We start from the raw sequence: 25,106 nt of genomic DNA on the forward strand, positions 1-25,106 counted from the left end.
CCCTGGGGTTCGACGAGCGTGTTGCGGCGCCTGTGAGATCGAGCGCCGCCCGCGCGGCGCATCGCGGCACAAGGCCGCTCCTACATCTATGGTTACCCCCATTTCTGCAATACTGTACTGAGATGTGCGTGAGTTTGGTTTGCGTCAATCTATACGGCGTCGTGTGGGAGGTTGGTCCCGCGCCTCGATGAAAATCGCGCCCGACGAGCCTAGATATTTGTTCGGCTTCTGAAGCCGAGTAGGAGCTCAGGTTGATCGCCAGGCCGGTATACCGTTCACGTCATCTGTGTGCAGCATCGCAAAACCAGGTGGGTTGTTACTCGTGTGTCTGCAGGGTCAAGCGTTCATGGCGCTTGACCCTGCATCAAATTCGCTGTGGTGTGCCGTGATGGCCCAGGCGATTCGGGCCAGTTTGTTGGCGATAGCGCACACCACCAGGTTGGGGTGGTGAACACGTAGCAAGCCACGTACCCAGTCCGCCAGCTTGCCGGTTTTGCGCTCCAGCCCAATCAGATAGACCCTCGCGCACTGGATCAGCAGTCGTCGCTGATTGCCGTCGCCCCGCTTGCTGATTCGCCCCAGGCAAGGTTTGCCGCCTGTCGTGTGCTGCCTGGGAACCAGGCCTATGGAGGCTGAATAATTTCGCCCACAGCGGAACTGCTTACCATCACCCAATTCCGCAGCCAGGGCGGTAGCGGTGATCGGGCCAATACAAGGTATCGACATCAAACGGGAAGCAAGATCATCGCTAACGGCCTGGCTATGCACTTCCTTGTCTAGAGCCTTGATCCGATCATCGAGATAGCGGAAGTGGGCATGTAGGTCCAGCAACAGCTTCTTGATCAACGGTGAGAAGGTACTGTCGTCCAGCAGAATGGGGAGCTCCCGGACCGCCTTGAAGGTGGGTGCCAAACTGACCCCCACCTCGAGCAAATAAGCGTGGATGCGGTTCATGGTGGCAGTACGGTCTCTGATGAAGCTGTCGCGCAGTGAATTGAGCATCGCCAGCGCCTGCTGGGCCTCGGTTTTGGGAGGCACGAAGCGCATCTGATCGCGGGTTGCCGCCTCACCGATAGCGGCAGCATCGGCAAAGTCATTCTTGTTGCTTTTCACGTAGGGGCGAACGAACTGTGCGGGAATAAGTTTGGGCGTATGACCCTGTCTCGTCACCTCTCGCGCCATGAAATGAGAGCCACCACAGGCCTCCATCGCCACCGTACAGGGCGCAAGATTGGCAAGGTGGCGGATGAGTGACTCACGGTTGAACCTGCGGTGATAGAGCTCATGACCCCGATCATCCTGAGCGTGTACATGGAAGCTCAACTTTCCCAGGTCGATGGCGATGATGGCGACAGTGTTCATGGCGTTGCACTCCGATAGGCACCCTGTGAAAGCTTAGAGGGCTGACACAGGGTGGGGCGGGGGTAGCCATTTCATTATTTGTTGCAACGTGCCGAACCTGTCAGGCCATGGTTGTCAGCCTTGGAGCATGTCTTGAGACAGGTGAGGCGGCAGTGGTGCCCACGCTGAAACCGCGTCGTACCCACAAGGCGTACCAAGAAATGGAACAGGATTGACTGGCCCGAAACAGATGTAGGAGCGGCCTTGTGCCGCGATGCGCCGCGCGGGCGGCGCTCGATCTCAAGAACGCTGCAAAGCTACCGTCGAACACCTCGAAAGGACCAGCGCTCAAAGCCTGCCGATCTTCTCCAGCTCAACCGCAAGCTGATCGCGCCCGAGGCTGGCCAATGGCAGGGCCAGAAACGCCCGGCAGCGCCGTTCGATATGCGCCAGGGTGGCGCGGAAGGCGGCGTCGATGGCTTGCTCGTCGCCCACCACCTCGGACGGATCCGCCAGCCCCCAGTGGCACTTCAGCGCCGGGCCGAAGTACACCGGGCAGGTTTCTCCGGCGGCCTTGTCGCACACGGTGATGACGATGTCCGGCGGGTTGTCCGCGAAGGCGTCGTTGCCTTTGCTGCTCAGCCCCTCGATGGCGATGCCGGCCTGTTGCAGGGTGCTCAGGCTGCGCGGCAGCACCTGGCCCCGGGGAAAGCTGCCGGCGCTCACGGCCTGCAAGCCCGGCGGCGCCAGGTGGTTGAACAGGGCTTCGCTGAGGATGCTGCGGCAGCTGTTGGCCGTGCACATGAACAGGACTCGCATGGGGCGCTCCGGGTATCAAAGGCTCAGGCGCAAGGCCAGGGCCGAGAGGGTGATCAACAGGACCGGCAGGGTCAGCAGGATGCCGACCTTGAAGTAGTAGCCCCAGGTGATGCGCATGCCCTTGCGCTCCAGTACGTGCAGCCAGAGCAGGGTGGCGAGGCTGCCGATGGGGGTGATCTTGGGGCCCAGGTCGCAGCCGATGACGTTGGCGTAGATCATCGCTTCGCGTACCAGACCCTGGGCATCGCTGGCCTGGATCGACAAGGCGCCGATGAGCACGCTGGGCATGTTGTTCATCACCGACGACAGCAAGGCGGCGAGCAGGCCGGTACCGAGGGTGGCGCTCCACAGGCCGTGCGCGGCCAGGCGGTCGAGCAGTTGCGTGAGCAGGTCGGTGAGGCCGGCGTTCTTCAGTCCGTACACCACCAGGTACATGCCCAGCGAGAAGATCACCACCTGCCAGGGCGCCTCGCGCAGCACGCGACGGGTGGAGATGCGATGGCCGCGGGCGGCGACGGCGAACAGCATCGCCGCGCACACCGCCGCCACCGCGCTGACCGGCACGCCCAGCGGTTCCAGGGCGAACAGCCCGACCAGCAGCACCAGCAGCATCCAGCCGCCGACCACGAAGGTGGCGCGGTCATGGATCGCCGCTTCGGGGGCCTTGAGCGCATCGAGGGCATAGTGACGCGGCAGGTCGCGACGGAAGAACAGCCACAGCACGCCGAGGGTGGCGGCGACGCTGACCAGGTTCACCGGGACCATCACCGCGGCGTACTCGCCGAAGCCCAGGCCGAAATAGTCCGCCGAGACGATATTGACCAGGTTCGACACCACCAGCGGCAGGCTCGCGGTGTCGGCAATGAAACCAGCGGCCATGACGAACGCCAGGGTCGTGGCGGCCGAGAAGCGCAAGGCCAGCAGCATCGACATGACGATGGGGGTGAGGATCAGCGCGGCGCCGTCGTTGGCGAACAGCGCCGACACCGCCGCGCCCAGCAGCACGCAGAAGGCGAACAGGCGGTAGCCGCTGCCATTGGCCCAGCGCGCCACATGCAGGGCGGCCCATTCGAAGAAGCCGGCTTCATCGAGCAGCAGGCTGATGATAATGATGGCGATGAAGGTGGCCGTGGCGTTCCAGACGATGGCCCAGACCGCCGGGATGTCCTGCAGCGAGACCGCGCCGACGGCCAGGGCGATCAGCGCGCCGAGTGCCGCGCTCCAGCCCACGCCCAGGCCACGGGGTTGCCAGATCACCAGCACCAGGGTGAAGACGAATACCGCGATCGCGATCAGCATGGGTGTTTTCCGGGGGCAGGTTCAGCAGCAGGCGGCGCGTTGCGGGCGGCCGTCCATGTGCTGCAGGCGGGTGGTGTTGTCGTGCAGCCAGGTTTCGTTGGCTCGCAGGGTCAGTTGCAGCAGGTCATGCACCCAGGCGGGGAGCTGTGGGGCGAGGCGGTAGTACACCCACTGGCCCTGGCGGCGGTCCTGCAACAGGCCGCAGTTGCGCAGTTGGGCCAGGTGGCGGCTGATCTTCGGCTGGCTGTCGCCGAGGGCGCACATCAACTCGCAGACGCACAGCTCGCCCGACTGGGCGATCAGCAAGGTGGCACGGGCGCGAGTCTCGTCGGCGAGGCATTTGAATACCTCAGGAGGCGTGAGCATGGTGATGGCCTATACATATGGAAAATCGAATATACGTATTTTCGTATGTATCGCGCAACCCCATCACGGGGCAAGCCCGCTCCCACGCTGTGCAAGCTAAATCAGCACGTTATGTTTTGTTCCAGAGGGAAGCAGGCAGCGCGTGGGCTGTTCAGCGACGATAGTAGCGGTGGTCGTCGTCATAGCGATGACGCAGGGCGCGCTCGTGATGGCGTTCCCAGTAACGTTGCCGTTCCATTTCCCGGCGGTGCTGCTCCCGGCGCCATTGTTCGCGGCGCCACTGTTCCCGACGCCAGTCGTCGCGGTGATCGTGCCAGCGCTCGTCGTGCCGGTAGCGGTCGTCATGGGCCAGCAGCGCTGCCGAGGGTGCGCTGGCCAGGCTTGGCCAAGGGTTTTCGCTGGCCTGGCGGTCCGCCAGGTCGAGGGTGTGAGGTGTCGAAGTCTTCATCGGTGTGGCGGATGCCGAGCCTGCGGCCGCGAGTGCGAACAGGCCAACGAGCAGCATGCATTGGGCAGGGAATTTCATGAGAGAAGACAACCTCTGAATGGCAGGTGAGCGTGCGTTCGGTGGCTGTTGGAGCAACCGAGGAATGCACTCACCCAATAGACCGGGAAAATGGAAAAAGTTCTGGAGGGGGGGGTGTCCCGATTCTTGTCCTCAAGGTGTTCGCCGTAACCGTTGCAGCGGCTATCAGATCGAGCGCCGCCCGCGCGGCGCATCGCGGCACAAGGCCGCTCCTACATTTGTTGCAACGTACCGAACCTGTCAGGCCATGGTTGCCTGCCTTGGTGCCCACGCTGAAACCGCGCGGTACTCACAAGGCGTACCAGGTGATGGCACAGGATTGACTGGCCCGAAACAGATGTAGGAGCGGCCTTGTGCCGCGATGCGCCGCGCGGGCGGCGCTCGATCTGATAGGCGCTGCAACGGTTACGGCGAACACCCCCAGAGCGAGTCAGAGCAACTGGCAAAAAGTAAATGATAAGGATTATCATAAGCACCTTTTCGCCCTCCCCAGAGAGTCGCCGCATGTCTTCAACCCACCGCGACCCGGCAATGGACCTGATCCAGAACCGTGACTCCCAGCCCCAGGGTGGCCGGGCGAAGGTGTCGCGGCGAACGCTGCTCGGCAGCCTGACCGCGACCGGCGTACTTCTCGCCAGTGGCTATGGCGTGAACCAAGGTGGCGTGCTGCCAACGCTGTTCAGCGATTGCGCCACCGGCACCGGACAACGACGCGGTTGGCGACTGGCACCGGGCCTTTCGGTGCTACTGGACAGCCGCAGCGCACTGGACAACGCTGGCCGCGCCGTGACCTTGCAACGTGGGCGGGTGCTGCTGGAGGTGACACAGGGCGCCGGTGTCAGCCTGCGAACCACCCAGGTACGGATCATGCCGGGGCAGGCGGCGCGCTTGATCGTCCAGCAACAAGCATCCGCGACCCTGGTGCAGATGCTTGATGGCGTGGCATCGATCGCGTGGGGTTCGGCCGCTCCGCTGGCACTGGAAGCCGGGTGGCAGCAACTGTTCGGCGACACGGGCAGCATCCCGAGTGTTGCGTTGCCAGTCGGGGCCGGCGCCTGGACCCACGGACACCTGGTGGCCGAGCGCATGCCCCTGGCCGAGGTGCTCGAGGAACTCGACAACTATCGCCCAGGCGTGCTCAGGTGCGACCCGCAGATCGCGCGATTGCAGGTCAGCAGGTCATTGTCCCTCGACCAACCGGATGCCAGCCTGATGCTGCTGACCGAGACCCTGCCGGTTCGGATCCAGCGGGTACTGGGGTACTGGGCCAACGTGGTGCCGGCCTGAGCCCACTCACTTCACCTGGCCGTTGTACACCACGGTCGCGGCGCCATCCTTCTTGATGGTCAGCTTGTTGCCTTCGGCCATGCTTTCGACCATTTCCGAACAGCCGTCCACCTCGGCCTTGCCGTCCACGTACTCGCCGCTGGTATCGAAGCTGAAGACATAGGTGGACGCCGGGCAGGCATTGCCGCCTTCGCCCGTGGACACCACCAGCACATAGCGGCTCGGGCCGAAGGCGTAGGCTTTCTCGATGGCGACGTAGCCGGTGCCTTCGGCGTCGGCGACGACAGACTCCATGACGTTCATCACGCCTGCCCGGGACTGGTAGTTCAACGCGGTGCCCATTTCCATGCCCTGGACGCTGAACGGACCGGCACCTTCGTCGCTGATCGGCAGCGGCTCATAGGCAATGCTCGGCGCCAGCGGTGCGCTGACGGTAGGCTTGGCCAATAGCGCGGCCTGAGGCTGCGGGTTGACGCACTGGCCGCTTTCACAGATGCGCTCACCCTTGCAGTCGGTGTCCTTGGCGCATTGGCCGGTCGCCGCGGTGGTCTGGTCGGCCTTGTCGCAGCCGGCGATGGCCAGGGTGAGGAGGGTGAGGGCAAGCAGTCGCTTCATCAGCGAAGTCCTTTTCATGGATGAGGGCTGAGCAGTATCGCCAAACTGTGGGCCGATGTCGCGGGCTGTATCTCAATCTAGTTGTTCACCAACAACTCCGGCCCCAGGTACCGGTTGATCTGGTCGATGTCATCATCCCCCAGGCTGCCCACCGCCGAGGCCAGGCGCAGGCGCGACATCAGGTAGCGCAGCTTGGCCTCGAACAGGTCATGCCGTGCCACGAACAGCAGCTCCTCGGCGTCGAGCACATCGGCGTTGGTGCTGGTGCCGCCGGCACTGAAACCCTTGCGTGCCGATAGCAGCGAGCGTTCGTTGGAGGCCACCGCCTTTTCCAGCGCGTGCACGCGCAGGGCGCCGCTTTGCACGCCGCGAAACTCGCGGGTGGTGCCAGTGATGACTTCCTGTCGCGTGGCATCGAGCTCGTCCAGGGCCTTGGCGCTGTTGGCGCTGGCCTGGCGGCTCAGCGCGCTGACGCCGCCGCCGCTGTACAGCGGGATGTTCAGCTCCAGGCCGATCGAACTGTAGTGGTTGCGCTGGTTCAGCTCGGAGATCGACTGGCTCTTGCCGGCGGTGTAGCCGGCGACGAAGTCCAGGGTCGGCCAGTGGCCGGCCTTGGCGCGCTTGACCTCTTCCTCGGCCAGCGCGTAGCTGTGCCGGCGCGCCTGGATCACCGGGCTGTCGGCCTGGGCCCTGGCCAGCCAGTCATGCAGGTTGTCCGGCAGCAGCGGCGGGGTGGCGAAGTCCGCCTGCAGGGTGGTCAGCGACACGGGTGTCTCGCCGATGTACTCGGCCAGTTTGCGGCTGGCGTTGGCCAGGTTGTCCTGGGCCTCGATCAGCTCGGCCTCGGCGAGGTCGCGCCGGGCCAGGGACTCGTCGATGTCGGTGATGGTGCCGGCTCCAAGCTGCATGCGTCGCCTGGCCGAGCCGAGCTGCTCCTCGAAGGCACCGAGCTTGGCCCGGGCCAGGGTGATGGTCTCGCTGGCCAGGAGCACGTCGAAGTAGCTGTCGGCCAGGCGCACGGCGGCGTCCTGGCTCTTGGCGTCGAATACCGCCACGCTGTAGTCGGCGCGTTGCTGGCCCTGGCGGTATTCGGCCATCTTCTGCTTGTTGAACAGCGGCTGGCGCAGGCGCAGGTTGGCGCCGGTGGCGTCATAGTCGAGGTCGTTGTCGATGCCGTGCTGGCGCTGGCTGCCGTCGATGCGGTTGGCGTAGGCCGAGGCGTTGACCTGCGGCAGCAGGCCGGCCTGGCCGATGGCGCGGTTTTCCAGGCCGGCCTGCTGTTCATGCACCGCGGCGCGGTAGATCGGCCCCTGGTACTGCAGCAGGTCCCAGGCCTGCTTGAGGTCCATGGCGCCGGCCGGCAACGCCAGCGTCAGCAGGCACAGGCCAAGGCAATGGCGATTCATCTCATTGCTCCTTGAACGCGGCGTCGACGCGTTCGAGCAGGGGTTTGAGCAGGTAGCTCAGCAGGTTGCGCTCGCCGGTCTTGATGGTGACGGTGGCGGGCATGCCGGGGCGGATATGGTTGCTGCCGAGCAAAGCCATGCCGTCGGCGGTGACTTCCACCTGGGCCAGGTAGAACGGCTGCTTGCTCTCCTCGTCGAGCAGGCGGTCGGCGGAGACGGTCAGCACGCGCCCGGGAATGTTCGGCGTGCTGGCGTGGTTGAAGGCGGGGAAGGCGATGTCCACGGCCAGGCCCGGGGTCATGCGGTCGATGGCCTGCACCGGGATCATCGCGTCGACCTGCAGTGGCTCGTCGAGCGGGACGATCTCCATGATCCGGCTGCCGGGCTGGACCACCCCGCCGACGGTGGCGATGCTCAAGGCCTGGACCATGCCGTCGATGGGCGCGCGGATGATCGTATGGGTCACTTCGTAGTCCAGGGCGCGCAGGCGGTCGGCCAGGGTGGTGCTTTCCTTGGCGGTGTCGGTCAGCTGCGACTGCACCTCCTTGAGGTAGTCGTGGCGGCGCTGCAGGACGCGCAGCCTGAGCTCGTTGATCTGGCTGCGTACCCGGGCGATGTTGTTGAGGTTCTCGGCCTGGCCGGCGGAGAGGTCGGCGTTGCTGCGCTCAAGCTCCAGCAGGCGGTTGCGCGGTACATAGCCTTCGGCCGCGAGCATGCGCGTGCCTTGCAGTTCCTGGCCGAGGAAGCCGATCTGCGAGGCGCGGGCGCCATACACCTGCTGCAGGCCCTTGAGCTGCACCGCCGAGGCGGCGATGTTCTCCTCGAGGATGCCGATTTCGCCGGCCAGGCCCGCGCGCCGGGTCGCCAGCAGGTGCTGTTGCAGGTCCATGGCCGCCAACAGCCGCGGATCGTCTTCGAACTGGCGCAGCAGGGCAGGGGCGAAGGTCACCGTGTCGTGGCCGTCGCGTTCGGCCTCCAGGCGATTCTCCACGGTCTTGCTGACGATGTACTGGGCGCTGACCGCGCCTTGCTCGGCCAGCGCATGCAGGGCGTCGAGGCGCACCAGCGCCTGGCCTTTGTTCACCCGCTCACCCTCGTGCACCAGGATCGCCTCGACGGTGCCGCCGGTCAGGTGCTGCACGGCCTTGCGGTTGCTGGTGACCTTGACCGTGCCGGTGGCGACCACGCCGGCGTCCAGGGGCGCCAGCCATGACCACAGGAGGAAACCGCCGAAGCCGGCGAGCACCAGCCACAGGCCCCAGCGCACGGGTTTGCCGACGTCGAGGTCGATCGGGTTGGCGTCGGCCGGAAGCAGTTCGGTTTGCATGGAATGGATCATGATCGGTCACTCCCGTACCTTGACGGCGGCCAGCGGGGTCGCGGCGCCAGCGGGGATCACGCTGGCCGTGCGCAGGGCGGCGAACACTTCTTCACGGCTGCCGAGCATCTGCACGGCGCCGTCGCGCAGCATCAGCACCTTGTCGACGGCGCAGAGCACGTTGGGGCGGTGCGAGATCAGCACCACCGTGGCGCCGCGGCCCTTGAGTTCGGCCAGGGCGTCGACCAGGGCTTTCTCACCGAGGTCGTCGAGGTTGGCGTTCGGTTCGTCCAGCACGATCAGGTTGGGTTCGCCGTACAGCGCGCGGGCCAGGGCGATACGCTGCTTCTGACCGCCGGACAGCGGGCCGCCGTCGCTGTCCAGGCGGGTGTCGTAGCCTTGGGCAAAGCGCAGGATCATGTCGTGCACGCCGGCGCTTTTGGCGGCGCGGATCACCGCCTCGCTGTCCACCTCGGCGAAGCGGGCGATGTTGTCGGCGATGCTGCCTTCGAACAGCTCGACATCCTGGGGCAGGTAGCCGAGCCAGGGGCCCAGTTCACGCTTGTTCCAGGTGAAGATGTCGGCGCCGTCCAGGCGCACCTTGCCGGCCTGGGCCGGCCACACCCCGACCAGCAACCGCGCCAGGGTCGACTTGCCCGAGGCTGACGGGCCGATCACCCCGAGGCTTTCACCCGGGGTCAGGCCCAGGCTGACACCGCGCAGGATGGTGCTGCCGGTGCCGGGCGCGCCGGCATACACGTTCTCCACCGCCAGCATGCCCAGCGGCCGTTGCAGCGACATGCTCGGCGGGCGCTGCGGATAGTCCTGCAGCAAGCCGTTGAGCCGGCCCCAGGCCAGGCGGCAGCCGAGCAGTGGCTTCCACGCGGCGATCACCTGTTCCACCGGGCCCAGGGCCCGGCCGGTCAGGATCGAGCAGGCGATCATCATGCCCGGGGTGATCTTGCCCTCGATCGCCAGCAGGGCCCCGGTGCCGAGGATCAGCGACTGCAGGGTGATGCGCACGAAGCGCCCGATGCTGCCGATGACGGCGGCGCGGTCGGAGGCCAGGGTCTGCATCTGCAGGATGCGCAGGTGGCTCTGGAACCAGCGCTGGCTGATCGACGCCAGCATGCCCATGGCCTCGATCACCTCGGCGTTGCGCAGGTTGTTGTTGGCGTAATGGGCGCAGGCGAGGGCGGCGTGGTTGGCCTCGCCCAGGGGCTGCTTGGTGGCCTTTTCGGTGAGCCAGGCCAGTGCCGCGAGGATCAGCGAGCCGACCAGCGTGACCAGGCCGAGCAGCGGGTGGATCAGGTAGGCGACGAGCAGGTAGATCGGTGTCCAGGGCGCGTCGAAAAAGGCGAACAGGCCGTTGCCGGTGAGGAACTGACGCACCTGCGCCAGGTCCTGCAGGGCCTGGCCGGGGCTGCCGCCGGCACGGCTGAGGTTGCGCTCGAAGGCGGCGCTGAACAGGCGCCGGTTGAGCGCCATGTCCAGGCGGTTGCCGACCCGCACCAGCACCCGGCTGCGCAGCATCTCCAGGGTGGTCATCAGCAGGAACAGCCCCACCACCAGCACCGTCAGCATGCCCAGGGTCGTGAGGTTGCGGCTGACCAGCGCGCGGTCGTATACCTGCAGCATGTACACGGCGGGCGTCAACATCATGACGTTTATCACCCCGCTGAACACCGCCAGGGCATAGAAACTGCGTCGCAGTTGAAACAGTGCCTCGGCCAGCTCGGAGCGGGTACCTGTCTGCCTGGTCATCGGGGGAGCCTCCCTCTGCGAAAAATGCCGGCCGCCGTTGCGGTGGTCGGGCTAAAAGCCTTGTGGTTGCTGGCCTGCAGAAGGTTTTGTCGCTCTTTTGGCGGGTTATTCCAAATACGCTGCAGGGAGCCCACAAACAGCAGAGTAGGTTGCGTAGAAATATCTTGTAATATCTTTTTGCTCTATTGATTCCTTCAAGTTCCTATTAAAAACAGTGGCTTGATAAGCATTATCGATGCGCGACATTTTTTGCTGACGAGATATTGACAATATTTTGCCGCGCAACTTTAGTCTTAATCAGTTCGTGGGAACTTTCGCCGCAGGCCAGCTGTCGCCCCGACCCCTCGCGAATCCTTGTCGACATTCCTGTGGGAGCAGAACATGACTCGTCTCCTGTTCTTGTACCGAGTGAATGGGCTCTACAGGACGTTCCCCTGCCATTCGAGAAACCATGGCCCGCCCCGGGCCCGGGAGCGCCGCGCCTGAGCGACGGCGAGCCCTGAACCTTCGCGAATCCGAGGCACGTAGCCCGCACGACGGGTAACGCTGTCGCGCACCCGTATTCGCCATAAAAAAACCAACTGCATGACCGTGCACGCCACCGACCGGGCGCGACGGGCGCCTGCGCCTCGCTCCCGACAGACAGAGGTCAACCATCATGGCCAATTTCAGCAAGTCCGACCTGCAATTCATCCTCCAGCAGATTTTCATCGCCGAGGCCCACGCCAAGGGCGCCAGCCTCATCGACCTGCTGCCCAACAGCCAGGTGCCGTTCGGCCTGCGCACCGTCGATGGCAGCTACAACAACCTGGTGACCGGGCAGAGTGAGTTCGGCGCCTCGGACAACGCCTTCCTGCGCCTGATGGATGCCCAGTACCGCGCGGCATATGCCGGCACCGGCACGGTGAGCGACAGCCAGCCGCGCACCATCAGCAACCTGATCGTCGACCAGACCGCCAACAACCCGGCCGCGGTCGACGCCAACGGCGGCGCCGCTCCGGTGCTCAGCCCCGGCATCGACGGGGTGTTCGGCACCGCCGATGACAAAGAGGTGTTCTTCATCCCCAACCAGTCGCCGGACGCCGGCCTGACCGCCGGCTTCAACGCCTGGATGACCTTTTTCGGCCAGTTCTTCGACCACGGCCTGGACCTGGTCACCAAGAGCAGCAGCCAGATGGTGTTCATCCCGCTGCAACCGGACGACCCACTGTACGTGGCCAACAGCCCGACCAACTTCATGGTGCTGCCGCGTGCCGTGCGCACTGCCGGCGCCGATGGCGTGGTCGGTACCGCCGACGACGGCCAGCCCAACACCACTTCGCCCTTCGTCGACCAGAGCCAGACCTACAGCTCGCACCCCTCGCACCAGGTGTTCCTGCGCGAGTACGCCCTCGACGCGGCTGGTCACCCGGTGGCCACCGGGCGGCTGATCACCAACCGTGACCTGGGCGCCGATGGCAAGTTCGGCACCAGCGACGATGGCAACGGCGAGAACGGCGGCATGGCCACCTGGGCCGTGGTCAAGGCCCAGGCCCGCGATATCCTCGGCATCAACCTGACCGACGCCGACGTGCACCGGGTGCCACTGCTGGCCACCGACGCCTATGGCAACTTCCTGCGCGGACCCAACGGCATGCCGCAGGTGGTGATCCGCGTGGGCAATGGCGCCGACGGTATTGCCGGCACCGCCGACGACGTCACCCAGCTGGTCGAAGGCAACCGCGCCGCGCCCATCAGCCTGGTCAATGCCGTGAGCAGCGGCCATGGTTTTCTCGACGACATCGCCCACAACGCCGAGCCGGTGCTGGTCGGCGGGGTGCTGCAGGCCGATGCCGACAGTGCCGTGGGCAATGCCCAGCCCATGGGCCCGGGCGGCAACAACCTGACCTACGACAACGAACTGCTCGACGCCCACTACATTGCCGGTGACGGCCGGGTCAACGAGAACATCGGCCTGACCGCCGTGCACCACGTGTTCCACGCCGAGCACAACCGCCTGGTCCAGCAGACCAAGGACACCATCCTCGCCTCGGGCGACCTGGCGTTCCTCAACGAGTGGCTGATCGACGATGTGGCCGCCTTGCCCGCCACGCCCGCCGAGGTGGCGGCGCTGGTGTGGAATGGCGAACGCCTGTTCCAGGCGGCCAGGTTCGGCACCGAGATGCAGTACCAGCACCTGGTGTTCGAGGAGTTCGCCCGCACCATCCAGCCACAGATCGACGAGTTCCTCGCCCCCAGCGGCTATGACACCTCGATCAACCCGGCGATCCTCGCCGAGTTCGCCCATGTGGTGTACCGCTTCGGCCACTCGATGCTGACCGAGACCGTCGACCGCTTCGACCCGGCGTTCAACCCGATCCTCAGCGACCCGGACAACCCGGACCAGCAACTGGGCCTGATCGCCGCCTTTCTCAACCCGCTGGCCTTCGCCGGCAGCGGCGCCACCGCCGATGAAGCGGCCGGGGCGATCATCCGTGGCGTGACCCGCCAGCTCGGCAACGAGATCGACGAATTCGTCACCGAGGCGCTGCGCAACAACCTGCTCGGCCTGCCCCTGGACCTGCCGGCGCTGAACCTGGCCCGTGGCCGCGACACCGGCATCCCCTCGCTCAACGAGTCGCGGCGCGAGTTCTACGCCATGACCGGCGACAGCCAGCTCAAGCCCTACATCAGCTGGGTCGACTTTGCCGACCACCTCAAGCACCCCGCGTCGCTGGTCAACTTCATCGCCGCCTACGGCACGCACGCCTCGATCACCTCGGCAACCACCCTGGCCGACAAGCGCGCCGCCGCCCTGGCCCTGGTGCTGGGCGGCAGCGGCGCGCCGTCCGACCGCCTGGACTTCCTCAACGGCAGCGGCGCCTGGGCCAACGTGACCAAGGCCGGCAAGGATGGCGTGCTGGGCACCGCGGACGACCTGACCGGGGTGACGGTGACCGGGGTCGACGCCATCGACTTCTGGGTCGGCGGCCTGGCCGAGCAGAAGATGCCCTTCGGCGGCATGCTCGGCTCGTCCTTCAACTTCGTCTTCGAGACCCAGCTGGAGGCCCTGCAGAACGGCGACCGCTTCTATTACCTGTCGCGTACCGCCGGCCTTAACTTCGGCGCGGAGCTGGAGAACAACTCGTTCGCCAAGCTGATCATGGCCAACTCGGATGTCACCCACCTGTCCAACACCGTGTTCCTCACCCCGACCTTCACCCTCGAGGTCAACCAGGCCAACCAGTTCACCGGCCTTGGCGGCGACGGTCGCGCCGACCCCACCGGAGGGATCGAGATCAACGGCGTGGAGATCGTGCCGCTGGTCATTCGCGACAACCCCGACACCGTGGGGCCGGACGGCAACTACCTGCACTACACCGGCGAGGACCATGTGGTGCTCGGCGGTACCTCGGGCGATGACATCATCCTTTCCGGCGAAGGCGACGACACGCTCTATGGCGATGGCGGCAACGACTACCTCGAGGGCGGAGCCGGCAACGATGCCGTGCTCGGTGGCGCAGGCGACGACATCATCACCGATTCGTTCGGCGACAACCGCCTGGAAGGCAACGCCGGCAACGACGTGATCGTCGCCGGCAGCATGCTCGCCGCCGGCAACCTGATCCTCGGCGGCGACGGCCAGGACTTCATCATCACCACCGAGGACATCAGCACCACCTTCGGCGGCCAGGGCGATGACTTCATCCTCGGCGCCAAGACCAACCTGCCGCCCACCGGCAACGAAGGCGATGACTGGATCGAGAAGGGCACCCAGGACGGCGCGCCGGGCGACAACTTCGCGCCGCTGCTTACCGATGAAGTGGTGGGCAACGACATCTTCGTCGGGGGCGGCGGCTTCGACGAAATGATCGGCGAGGGCGGCGACGACATCTTTGTCGGCAGCGATGCCCAGGACAAGATGGACGGCATGTCCGGCTTCGACTGGATCACCTACAAGAACGACCAGGTCGGCGTCACCGCCGACCTGAGCCTGGCCGCGCTGGCGCAGCCCCATGGCAACGCGCCGAACCAGAACGCCGGGGTGTTCAACCCGGTCGGCGCTTCGCCAGCGTCGATCCTCGATCGCTTCGCCGAGGTCGAGGGGCTGTCCGGTTCGCGCTTCGCCGACGTGCTCAAGGGCGACGACGTCGATGCGGTCACCATCCTCAACCATGGCGGCACCACAGGCAGCGCCCTGAGCAATGTCGCGCTGATCCGCGGCTTGGCGCAGTTCCTCGCCGACGCGGGGCTGCCGACCACCGGCTTTGCCACCGGCAACATCCTGCTGGGCGGCAATGGCAGCGACCTGATCGAGGGCCGTGGCGGCGACGACCTGATCGACGGCGACAAGTGGCTCAACGTGCGTATCGCGGTCTACGCCGCCGATGACCTCGACCACACAGGGCCAGAAATCGCCAGTTTCGACAGCATGGTCGAGATGATCCCGTTCATGCTCGACCGCACCTACAACCCCGGCCAGCTCAAGGCCATCCGGGAAATCCTGCCCGGCACCTCGACTGGCGGCGCGGCCTTCGACACCGCGGTGTTCTCCGGGGTGCAGGCCGAGTACGTGGTGACCCAGGACACCCGCGGCACCGCCGACCTGGCGGACGATGTGTGGACCGTGGCTGATACCGTGGCCGGGCGTGACGGCACCGATACCCTGCTGCACATCGAGCGCCTGCAGTTCGCCGATGCCCAGCGCGTGCTGGTGCCGGGCTTGAACGCGCAGCCAACTGGCAGCCCGAGCCTCAGTGACGGCAACGGTGGCGCGATCACCGTGGGCGATATCCTCAGCGTGAGCATGGCCGGGGTGCGCGACGGCGACAACATCACGGCGGGCAACCCGCTGGGCACCCTGGCCAATGCTTCGGTGTCCTACTTCTGGCAGTTCGAGGCCGACCCCGGCAGCGGTGTGTTCGAGGACATCATCCTGCTGCCGGCCGGCGACCTGGCGTTCCAGAGCGCCGATGGCACCGCGTTCAAGGTGTCGCCGGACCTGGTCGGCCTGTCGCTGCGGGTCAAGGCGATCTACCAGGACGCCCACGGCACCACCGAGGTGCTGTTCAGCGCGCCCACCACCGTGGTCGAGGCCGGCGCGCCGGTGGTGCCGACCGCGCCGACGCCGGTGGTCGATGCCAGCGCGGGGGGCGAGGGCCTGCATATGGTCCGCTCCGACCTCAACTTCATCCTTGCCCAGATCAAGATTGCCGAAGCGGATGCCGCCGGGCAGGACATCCTCTCGCTGATCCCCAACATCCGCGCGCCCTTGGGCCTGCGCGCGGTCGACGGCTCTAACAACAACCTGATGAACCTCAATGGCCATGACCATACCGAGTATGGCGCCGCCGACAATGTCTTCCCGCGCCTGACCGACCCGGTGTTCAATGCCGCCGAGGGCGCGCCCGCCGGGTTCTTCGGCCCCGGCTCGCCGGCCATCCCCGGCTCGTCGTACCAGCAGACCAGCGGCTACGTGTTCGACTCAGAGCCGCGCACCATCAGCAATCTGATCGTCGACCAGACCTCGAACAACCCGGCGGCCTACGCCAGCGCCTACGACCCCGGCGCCAACGGCGTGCTGGACTTCGGCACGCCGGGCAACGACGACCAGCTCAAGGACGGTGTGCGGGTCGTCGCCAGCCCCGGCATGGACGGCCAGTTCGGCACCGGCGACGACCATGATGTCTTCCTGTTCGAGAACACCTCGGCGGATGCCGGGCTGTCGGCGCCGTTCAACGCCTGGATGACCTTCTTCGGCCAGTTCTTCGACCACGGCCTGGACCTGGTCACCAAGGGCGGTTCGGGGACCATCTTCATACCCCTGCAGCCGGACGACCCGCTGTACGTGCCGGGCGGCGCCGCCAACTTCATGGTGCTGACCCGGGCCACCAACCTGCCGGGGCCGGACGGCATCCTCGGCAACGCCGACGACATCCACGAGCACACCAATACCACCACGCCGTTCGTCGACCAGAACCAGACCTACAGCTCGCACCCCTCGCACCAGGTCTTCCTGCGTGGCTACCAGCTCACCGCCAGTGGCCCCATCGCCACCGGTCGGCTGATCACCAACCGCGACCTGGGCGCCGACGGCAAGTTCGGCACCGGTGACGACAGCGAGATCGGTGGCATGGCCACCTGGAAGGTGGTCAAGGCCCAGGCCAACGACATCCTTGGCATCCACCTGACCGACGCCGACGTCGACAACGTGCCGCTGCTGGCCACCGATGCCTACGGCAACTTCATCAAGGGGCCGCATGGCTATCCGATGGTGGTGATGAAGGGCGCCGACGGCCTGGGTGGCACCGCCGACGATGTGCTGGTCGAAGGCAACCCGCTGGCGCCGATCGACCTGACCCACGCCGTGCGCACCGGCCACCAGTTCCTCGCCGACATCGCCCACAATGCCGTGCCGGTGTCCATCGGCGGCGTGCTGGCGCCAGATGCCGACAGCGCCACCGGCAACGCCGTGCCGGTCAACCCGCACACCGGCGCCAACCTGGCCTACGACAATGAACTGCTGGACGCCCACTACATCGCCGGCGATGGCCGGGTCAACGAGAACATCGGCCTGACCGCGGTGCATGCGATCTTCCACTCAGAGCACAACCGGCTGGTGGCGCAGACCCAGGACACCGTGCTCGACTCGGGCGACCTGGCCTTCCTCAACGAGTGGCTGCTGACCCCGGTCAGCGCCTTGCCCGTCAGCCAGGCCGAGATCGACGCCCTGGTGTGGAACGGCGAGCGACTGTTCCAGGCGGCCAAGTTCGGCACCGAGATGCAGTACCAGCACCTGGTGTTCGAGGAGTTCGCCCGGACCATCCAGCCGCGCGTCGACCTGTTCTTCGCCCCGACCCAGGTCTACGACGTCGACCTCGATGCCTCGATCGTCGCCGAGTTCGCGCACACCGTGTACCGCTTCGGCCACTCGATGCTGACCGAGACCGTCGACCGCTTCGACATCGACTTCAAGGTGATCGGCGATCCGGCCAGCGCCAACCCCGAGCAGCAGATGGGCCTGATCGCGGCGTTCCTCAACCCGCTGGCCTACGCCGCCAGCGGCGTGACCCCCGAGGAGGCAACCAGTGCCATCGTGCGCGGGGTGACCCGCCAGGCCGGCAACGAGATCGACGAGTTCGTCACCGAGGCGCTGCGCAACAACCTGCTCGGCCTGCCACTGGACCTGCCGGCGATCAACATCGCCCGTGGCCGCGATGTCGGCATCCCCTCGCTCAACGCCGTGCGCCGCGACATCTTCGGGCAGACCGGCGATACCCAGCTCAAGCCGTACACCAGCTGGGTCGACCTGGTGCAGCACCTCAAGCACCCGGAGTCCTTGATCAACTTCATCGCCGCCTACGGCACCCACGGCTCCATCACCTCGGCCACCACCCTCGACGGCAAGCGCGCCGCGGCCCTGGCCCTGGTGTTCGGTGGCGCGGACGCGCCGTCCGACCGCCTGGACTTCCTCAACGGCAGCGGCAGCTGGGCCAACGTGACGCTGGCGGGCAAGGACGGGGTGCTGGGCACTGTCGATGACCTCAAGGGCGTGACCGTGACCGGCGTCGATGCCATCGACCTGTGGATTGGCGGCCTGGCCGAGGCCAAGACCCCGTTCGGCGGCATGCTCGGCAGCACCTTCAACTTCGTGTTCGAGAACCAGCTGGAGAAACTGCAGGACGGTGACCGCTTCTACTACCTGGAGCGCACCGCCGGCCTGTCAATGAACGCCGAGCTGGAAAGCAACTCGTTCGCCAAGCTGATCATGGCCAACACTTCGGCCACGCACCTGCCGGGCCTGGTGTTCTCCGACCCCGGGTTCTACCTGGAGCTGGACCGCAGCAAGCAGTACAACGACGGCCTGGGCAACGCCGACCCGCTTGGCGACAACGGCCAGCAGGTGGTGTTCCGCGACAGCCCGCTGACCGTCGGGCCCGACAGCAACTACATCCGCTATGCCGGTGACCAGCACATCGTGCTGGGCGGCACCCAGGGCGACGACATCCTCGTCTCCAGCGAAGGCGACGACACGGTCTGGGGCGACGGCGGCAACGACCGTATCGAAGGCGGCTACGGCAACGACCAGCTGCGCGGCGGTGCCGGCGACGACATCATCAGCGACATGGGCGGCGACGACAACATCCAGGGCGGCGACGGCAACGATGTGCTGCATGGCGGCAATGGCGTCAACCTGATCATCGGCGGCTTCGGCAATGACTTCATCGTCACCGGCGAGGATGCTTCCGAGGCCATCGGCGGCCAGGGCAACGACTTCATCCTCGGCAGCAAGGCCAACGAGCAGGACATGGGCAACGAAGGCGACGACTGGATCGAGAAGGGCACCTCGGACGGCGCCCCCGGCGACAACTTCGACCCTCTCGGCAACGATCCGGTGATCGGCAACGACGTGTTCGTCGGCGGCAACGAGAACGACAAGTTCAACGGTGAAGGCGGCGACGACATCATGGTCGGCAGCCTCGGTTTCGGCGATCGCTACATCGGCGGCTCCGGCTATGACTGGGCGACCTTCAAGGGGCTGGCCCAGGGCGTGACCGTCGACTACAGCGACCGCTTCTTCGATGTGCCGCCGGTACCGGGCTCGGGGGCTTCGGCGCTGGTGCGCTTCGACATCATGGAAGGCCTGTCGGGCTCGGCGCACGGTGACTTCCTGCGCGGCGACAACGAGGACGCCACCTCGCTGCCGACCGCCGGGGCCACCGGCAGCGTGCTCACCAACATCAGCCTGATCAACGGCCTGGCCGGGCTGCTGCCTGTTGGCGCGACCTTCTACGACGGTGGCAACATCATCCTCGGCGGCAGTGGCAGCGACCTGATCGAAGGGCGTGGCGGCGACGATATCCTCGACGGTGACAAGTGGCTGAACGTGCGCATCAGCGTGCGTGCCAACAGCGACGGCAGCGGGCCGGAGATCGCCTCGTTCGACAGCATGGAGCCGATGGTGCCACTGATGCTCAAGGGCACCTACAACCCCGGCCAGCTGGTGATCGTGCGGGAGATCCTCAGCGGTACCGACCAGTACGACACCGCGCTGTTCTCCGGCATCGCCACGGACTACCGCATCGTCGTCGAGGGCAACACGGTGATCGTCACCGACACGGTGGTCGGCCGCGACGGCGTCGATCGCCTGACCGGCATCGAGCGTCTGCAGTTCGCCGACGGCGCCCAGGCTTCCGGCGTGGGCAGCGCGCTGAACAACGGCCCCAGCGGCCACCTGGCGATCGTCGACGATGCCACCGGTCTGCGCGATGACACGCCCGTGGCCGGGCAGTTGCTGCGGGTCAGCGACCTGGCGGTGCATGACGCCGACAACCAGAGCGCGAGCAACCCCAGCGGCGCGCTGAGCGGGCCGGTGGCCTACTACTGGCAGGTGGAGAACATCCCCGGCACGGGCGTCTACGAGGACATTACCTTCGTCGCCGCCGGCGAGGTCTCGCGGGCGATCGGCAGCACCTACCGGGTGGCGGACGATGTCGCCGGCCTGAACATCCGCGTGCGGGCGGTGTACCAGGACGCCAAGGGCACCCTGGAGATCGTCGACTCCTCGGCCAACAGCGCGCCCAGCAGCGGGCCCGCCGTGGCCGGGCTGCTGGTGCAGAACCAGGTGCTGAGCGCCAACCCGGCGACCATCGTCGACGCCGACGGCATCGGCAGCGCGCCGTTCACCTTCCAGTGGCAGATGAACAACGGCGCGGGCTGGGTCGATATCGCCGGTGCCACCGCCAGTACCTTCACCCTTGGCCAGCCCCAGGTCGGCCAGCATGTCCGGGTGCAGGTGGGCTACGTGGACACCTTCGGCGTGGCCGAGCGCGCCGCCTCCGACATCCTCGGCCCGGTGGCCAACGTCAACGACGCGCCGACCGGCACGGTGCTGATCAGCGACACCACGCCGGACCAGGGGCAGTTGCTGACCGCCTCGACCGCCGGCATCGCCGACCTCGACGGGCTGGGCGCCTTCAGCTTCCAGTGGCAGCAGGGCGTGGGCGGCATCTTCGTCGACATCGCTGGCGCCACCACGGCGAGCTACACCCCGGGCTTCGCCCAGGGCAACCAGCAACTGCGGGTGATCGTGCGCTACACCGACGGCTTCGGCGCCCAGGAAACCGTGACCTCCGCCGCGACCACGGCGGTGCGCCTGCTGACCGGCGTCACCCTGGTGGGCACCAATGCGGCGAACACACTCACCGGCGGCGCTGGCAACGATGTGCTGCGCGGCCTGGGCGGCAACGACACGCTCAATGGCCTGGGCGCGGTGGACCAGCTGTTCGGTGGGGCGGGCAACGACATCCTCAACGGCGGTGACGACGCTGACTTGCTGTTCGGCGAGGACGGCAACGACACCCTCAACGGTGGCCTTGGCGCGGATGCCATGGACGGCGGCCTCGGCAACGACACCTTCGTGGTCGACAATGCCGGCGACAGCGTTGTCGAGGCGGCTGGGGGTGGTACCGACCTGGTGCAGACCAGCCTGCTCAGCTATCAGCTCGGCGCCAACATCGAGAACCTCACCTTCACTGGCAGCGGCAACTTCACAGGCTTCGGCAACACGCTGGCCAACACCCTCACCGGCGGGGCCGGCAATGACCAGCTCGATGGCGGTGCCGGCGGTGACCGTATGGTGGGCGGTGCCGGCAACGACACCTATATCGTCGACTCCACCTCGGATGTGGTGGTCGAGGCGGGTGGTGGCGGCATCGACACCGTGCTGACCGCGCTGGCCAGCTACAGCCTGAGCGCCAACGTCGAGAACCTGACCTACACCGGCGTCGGCAACTTCATCGGCAGCGGCAACGGGCTGAACAACGTCATCACCGGTGGTGCCGGCAACGACACCCTCAGTGGCGACGGCGGCAACGACACCCTGGTCGGCAACGCCGGCAACGACACGCTCAACGGCGATGCCGGCAACGACCAGCTGATCGGTGGCCTCGGCGCCGACAGCCTGAACGGGGGTGGCGGCGACGACAGTCTCGACGCAGGGGAGGGCGATGACACGCTCAACGGCGGTGTCGGCAACGACACGCTGCTGGCCGGAGCGGGCAACGACAACCTCGACGGTGGTGTCGGCATCGATGTGGTGGTCGGCGGCGACGGCAACGACACGGTGCTGGGCGGTGGCGGCAACGATGTCGTGCAGGGCGGCAACGGCAACGACTTCGTCAATGGCGGGGCCGGTGACGACATCGTCAGCGGTGGTGCCGGCAACGACTCGCTGGTGGCCAACGACGGCAACGATATCTTCCAGTTCGCGGCAGGCTTCGGCACCGACCAGGTGTTCGGCTTCGACGCCGCCCCGGCAGGGGGGCAGGACCGGCTGGATATCACGGCGCTGAGCATTACCGCGGCGAGCTTTGCCGTCAGTGTCAGCATTGCCGATGTGGGCGCCGATACGCTGGTCAGTTTCGGGGGGCCTGACTCCATCCGCCTGGTCGGGGTGGGGGATGCGACCAGCGTGACGGTGGCGGACTTTATCCTCGCGTCTTGAGGGAGGGCGATGTGTTTGGCGAGAGAGTTGTAGCGCCTATGCGATCGAGCGCCGCCCGCGCGGCGCATCGCGGCACAAGGCCGCTCCTACATTTGTTGCAACGTGCCGAACCTGTCAGGCCATGGTTGCCTGCCTTTGTGCCCACGCTGAAACCGCGCCGTACTCACAAGGCGTACCAGGTGATGGCACAGGATTGACTGGCCCGAAACAGATGTAGGAGCGGCCTTGTGCCGCGATGCGCCGCGCGGGCGGCGCTCGATCTCGAGAGCGCTGCAAGACTATCGCCTGGCACCAGCCCCCCCACACCCGCTCAAAAGTCATAACTCAGGCTGGTGTAGTAGAACGCCCCCTGCGCCCCTTCGGGGCTGGTGATCGAATACTTCTGCACACCATACAGCTGCGCGCCCTCGAGCTTGTCGGGGTGGCTGTCGAACAGGTTGATCGCACCCACCGACAAGGTCAGCCCCAGCCCGAAACGGTAGGCCACGTCCAGGTCGGTCACCCACTGCGCGCCGAAGGTCTGGTCCAGCGCCGGGTTGGCGGCGTTGCGGTTCTGCCACTGGCCGTAGCGGCGCTGGGCCACGGTCACGCTCCAGCCCTGGTACTGCCAGTTGGCGCTCAGGGTCAGCTTGTCCTTGGGCGTGCCGTCCTCGATCAGCCCCTGGGTGTTGCGGCCGATGATCTGGTTGCCGGCAATGCCGCCGACATCGTCCAGCCCGGTGATGCGGGTGTTGGTGCGGGCATAGCCGCCGTTGAGGTCCAGCCGGCCCCAGGCGCCGAGGTCGAGCTGGTAGTGCCCGGCCAGTTCGATGCCGTCGGTGCGGGTGTCGGCGATGTTGCTGTAGAACGCCGCGCTCTGGATATTGGCGTAGGGCGTGCCGGCGAAGATCGGCCCGACCACCGACGCCGGCAGTTGGTCGGACAGGGTGATGCGGTTGTCGATGTCGATGCGGTAGGCATCGACGGTCAGCGACGCGTTGGCCAGCGGGCGCCACACCAGGCCGACCGAGAAGTTGGTCGACTCCTCGGGCTTGAGCGCCTTGCCGCCCAGCAGTTGCGCCTCGGGGCTGTCGGCGCGCAGGGTGCGCTGTTGCACCTCGACCCAGTTGCCACTGCCCGGCGGCTGCTCGACCACCTGCACGCTGAACGACGACAGCCCCGACTGCACCAGGGACGGTGCGCGGTAGCCGGTGCTGGCGCTGGCCCGGGCGGCGATCTCGGGGGTGAAGTCGTAGCGCAGCGACAGCTTGCCGTTGGTGGTGTCGCCGAAGTCGGAGTAGTGCTCGCTGCGCAGGGCGAAACCGGCCTGGAATTGCTCGGTGATCTGCCCTTCGAGGTCGAAGTAGGCGCCGATCACCCGGCGGTCGAGGGAGGCGGCGTCGACCTGGGTGATGCCCGAGTAGTAGCCGGGGATGCGTCGCCCGGTCAGCGGGTCGACGGTGTTGAACAGCGGCCCGTTCTGCCAGCCCTGTGCGTCACCGGCGCTGAGCTGGTAGTTCTCCTCGCGCCAGGCCAGGCCGGCGGACACCGTCAGTGGCTTGAACAGCAGGTCGGTGGCGAAGTCGCGGGTCCAGTCCAGGGTCAGGTTGGTCTGGTCGGCCTCGCGCCGGCCGGTGTAGATCGTCGAGGCGCTGGCCGTGCCCCAGCTGGGGTTGATGGCATCGCGGTCGGTGGAGTCGACGCGGTTGTTGCCATGGTTCAGGGCCAGGTCGAAGTGCCCGAGGGTCTCGTCCTCGTAGCGCAGGCCGCCGGTGACGGCGTAGTCCTCCAGGCCGTAGCGGGTGATCGGCAGGCGCCCGTCCGGGTAGCGCGCCAGGGCCACGCTGCCGTAATTGCTGCGCAGGGTGGTGGGCGGGTCGAAGAAGTTCTCGGCGTCGGTGTTCTTGTGCGCGTAGGTGGCCAGGCCATAGGCGCTCAGGCCATCGCCCAGGCCCATTTCGGCGTTGGCGGTGAAGTTGTACTGGTCCGAGACATTGCCCGAGCCCCAGCGCCAGTTGCGGTAGCGGTTGTTCTGCTCACGCGCAGTGTTGGTGCTGGTGGAGCCGGGGTAGAAGATCCGGTTGTCGTCGCGGGTGTCGCTGGCCGGGTCCTGGCTGCCGGCGTCGAAGGCCAGGGTGAGGAAACCGTCGTTGGGCAGGGCGAAGCCTTTCCAGCCGCTGAGCTTGCGCTGCAGGCCGTCGCCCTTGTCGTAGCCGCCGAAGCGGTAGCCGAGGTTGCCGCCTTCGTCGCGCTCCTTGAGCACGATGTTGATCACCCCGGCGATGGCGTCCGAACCGTACTGGGCGGCGGCGCCGTCGCGCAGGATCTCCACCCGCTCGACCGCCGCCAGCGGGATCAGGCTCAGGTCCACCGCTGCCGCGCCACGGCCGTTGGCCAGGCCCTGGCGGGTGACGTTGGCGCTGGTGTGGCGGCGCTTGCCGTTGACCAGCACCAGCACCTGGTCGGAGGCCAGGCCGCGCAGCGAGGCGCCCTGGGCGATGGAACCGGCGAAGGCGCCCTGGGGCGACTGCGGGTAGTTGAACGAGGGCGACAGCGCGGTGAGGGCGCCGGACAGGTCCTGGGCGCCGGTTTCCTGGAGCTTTTCGCCGCTGAGCACGTCCACCGGGGCGGCGCTTTGCAGGGCGGTGAGGTCGCTGCGGTGGGTGCCGACCACGACCACGGTGTCGAGGCGGTCGGTGGGTTCGGCGGCCAGCGCGGGCACGGCGAGGCTGCCGATGGCCAGGCTCAGGGCCAAGGGGGTGTGGTGGGGCATGGGGATGTCCTTTTGAAGGGCAATGGGGCCTCTGCGAGGCCCTTTCGCGGCGCAAGGCCGCTCCTACAGGGGCCGCGCAAACCCTGTAGGAGCGGCCTTGTGCCGCGAAAGGGCTGCGCAGCAGCCCC

12 protein-coding genes are annotated in these 25,106 nt (G+C 66.6%); 2 read left to right on the forward strand and 10 right to left on the reverse strand.

Going from position 1 to position 25,106, the window contains the following annotated elements; translation table 11 throughout:
• Window positions 1-336 precede the first annotated feature (336 nt).
• The 5 genes from PRtIB026_RS12935 to PRtIB026_RS12955 all read right to left on the reverse strand — a co-directional run bounded on the left by PRtIB026_RS12935 (window position 337) and on the right by PRtIB026_RS12955 (window position 4,351).
• Window positions 337-1,362: an IS110 family transposase gene (locus PRtIB026_RS12935; RefSeq protein ID WP_203646634.1), complete on the reverse strand. Its 1,026-nt coding sequence runs from the start codon at window positions 1,360-1,362 to the stop codon at window positions 337-339.
• A 327-nt stretch (window positions 1,363-1,689) separates the two neighbouring features.
• Complete coding sequence (locus tag PRtIB026_RS12940; protein WP_203647286.1) at window positions 1,690-2,160, reverse strand: arsenate reductase ArsC; 471 nt, start codon at window positions 2,158-2,160, stop codon at window positions 1,690-1,692.
• 15 nt (window positions 2,161-2,175) lie between these two features.
• A complete protein-coding gene (locus PRtIB026_RS12945) occupies window positions 2,176-3,459 on the reverse strand; it encodes an arsenic transporter (RefSeq protein ID WP_069017405.1) in 1,284 nt (427 codons plus the stop codon).
• A gap of 21 nt (window positions 3,460-3,480) precedes the next feature.
• Window positions 3,481-3,825 (reverse strand): metalloregulator ArsR/SmtB family transcription factor, encoded by a 345-nt coding sequence (locus PRtIB026_RS12950; protein WP_110739533.1) that lies wholly within the window; start codon window positions 3,823-3,825, stop codon window positions 3,481-3,483.
• A 151-nt stretch (window positions 3,826-3,976) separates the two neighbouring features.
• Complete coding sequence (locus PRtIB026_RS12955; RefSeq protein ID WP_203647285.1) at window positions 3,977-4,351, reverse strand: hypothetical protein; 375 nt, start codon at window positions 4,349-4,351, stop codon at window positions 3,977-3,979.
• 504 nt (window positions 4,352-4,855) lie between these two features.
• Here PRtIB026_RS12955 and PRtIB026_RS12960 point away from each other — a divergent pair.
• Window positions 4,856-5,638: a FecR domain-containing protein gene (locus PRtIB026_RS12960; RefSeq protein WP_203647284.1), complete on the forward strand. Its 783-nt coding sequence runs from the start codon at window positions 4,856-4,858 to the stop codon at window positions 5,636-5,638.
• A 6-nt stretch (window positions 5,639-5,644) separates the two neighbouring features.
• On the opposite strand, the gene PRtIB026_RS12965 is transcribed toward PRtIB026_RS12960, so the two are convergent.
• From PRtIB026_RS12965 to PRtIB026_RS12980, 4 genes are all read right to left on the reverse strand, one after another.
• Window positions 5,645-6,253, reverse strand: coding sequence for a hypothetical protein (locus tag PRtIB026_RS12965; RefSeq protein WP_203647283.1), 609 nt, complete (start codon window positions 6,251-6,253; stop codon window positions 5,645-5,647).
• A gap of 77 nt (window positions 6,254-6,330) precedes the next feature.
• Window positions 6,331-7,659: a TolC family outer membrane protein gene (locus tag PRtIB026_RS12970; RefSeq protein ID WP_203647282.1), complete on the reverse strand. Its 1,329-nt coding sequence runs from the start codon at window positions 7,657-7,659 to the stop codon at window positions 6,331-6,333.
• A 1-nt stretch (window position 7,660) separates the two neighbouring features.
• The gene (locus tag PRtIB026_RS12975; protein ID WP_203647281.1) at window positions 7,661-8,998 is read right to left on the reverse strand and encodes an HlyD family type I secretion periplasmic adaptor subunit; all 1,338 of its coding nucleotides are present in this window, start codon (window positions 8,996-8,998) and stop codon (window positions 7,661-7,663) included.
• A 6-nt stretch (window positions 8,999-9,004) separates the two neighbouring features.
• Complete coding sequence (locus tag PRtIB026_RS12980) at window positions 9,005-10,741, reverse strand: type I secretion system permease/ATPase (RefSeq protein WP_110739527.1); 1,737 nt, start codon at window positions 10,739-10,741, stop codon at window positions 9,005-9,007.
• A 658-nt stretch (window positions 10,742-11,399) separates the two neighbouring features.
• Here PRtIB026_RS12980 and PRtIB026_RS12985 point away from each other — a divergent pair.
• Entirely contained in the window at window positions 11,400-22,226 is a 10,827-nt protein-coding gene (locus PRtIB026_RS12985; protein WP_267813879.1) for a peroxidase family protein, read from the forward strand.
• 310 nt (window positions 22,227-22,536) lie between these two features.
• On the opposite strand, the gene PRtIB026_RS12990 is transcribed toward PRtIB026_RS12985, so the two are convergent.
• Window positions 22,537-24,978: a TonB-dependent receptor plug domain-containing protein gene (locus PRtIB026_RS12990; RefSeq protein ID WP_203647280.1), complete on the reverse strand. Its 2,442-nt coding sequence runs from the start codon at window positions 24,976-24,978 to the stop codon at window positions 22,537-22,539.
• Window positions 24,979-25,106: the final 128 nt, after the last annotated feature.

The sequence above is a fragment of the Pseudomonas sp. RtIB026 genome (assembly GCF_016861355.2).
Classification (GTDB): domain Bacteria; phylum Pseudomonadota; class Gammaproteobacteria; order Pseudomonadales; family Pseudomonadaceae; genus Aquipseudomonas; species Aquipseudomonas peradeniyensis.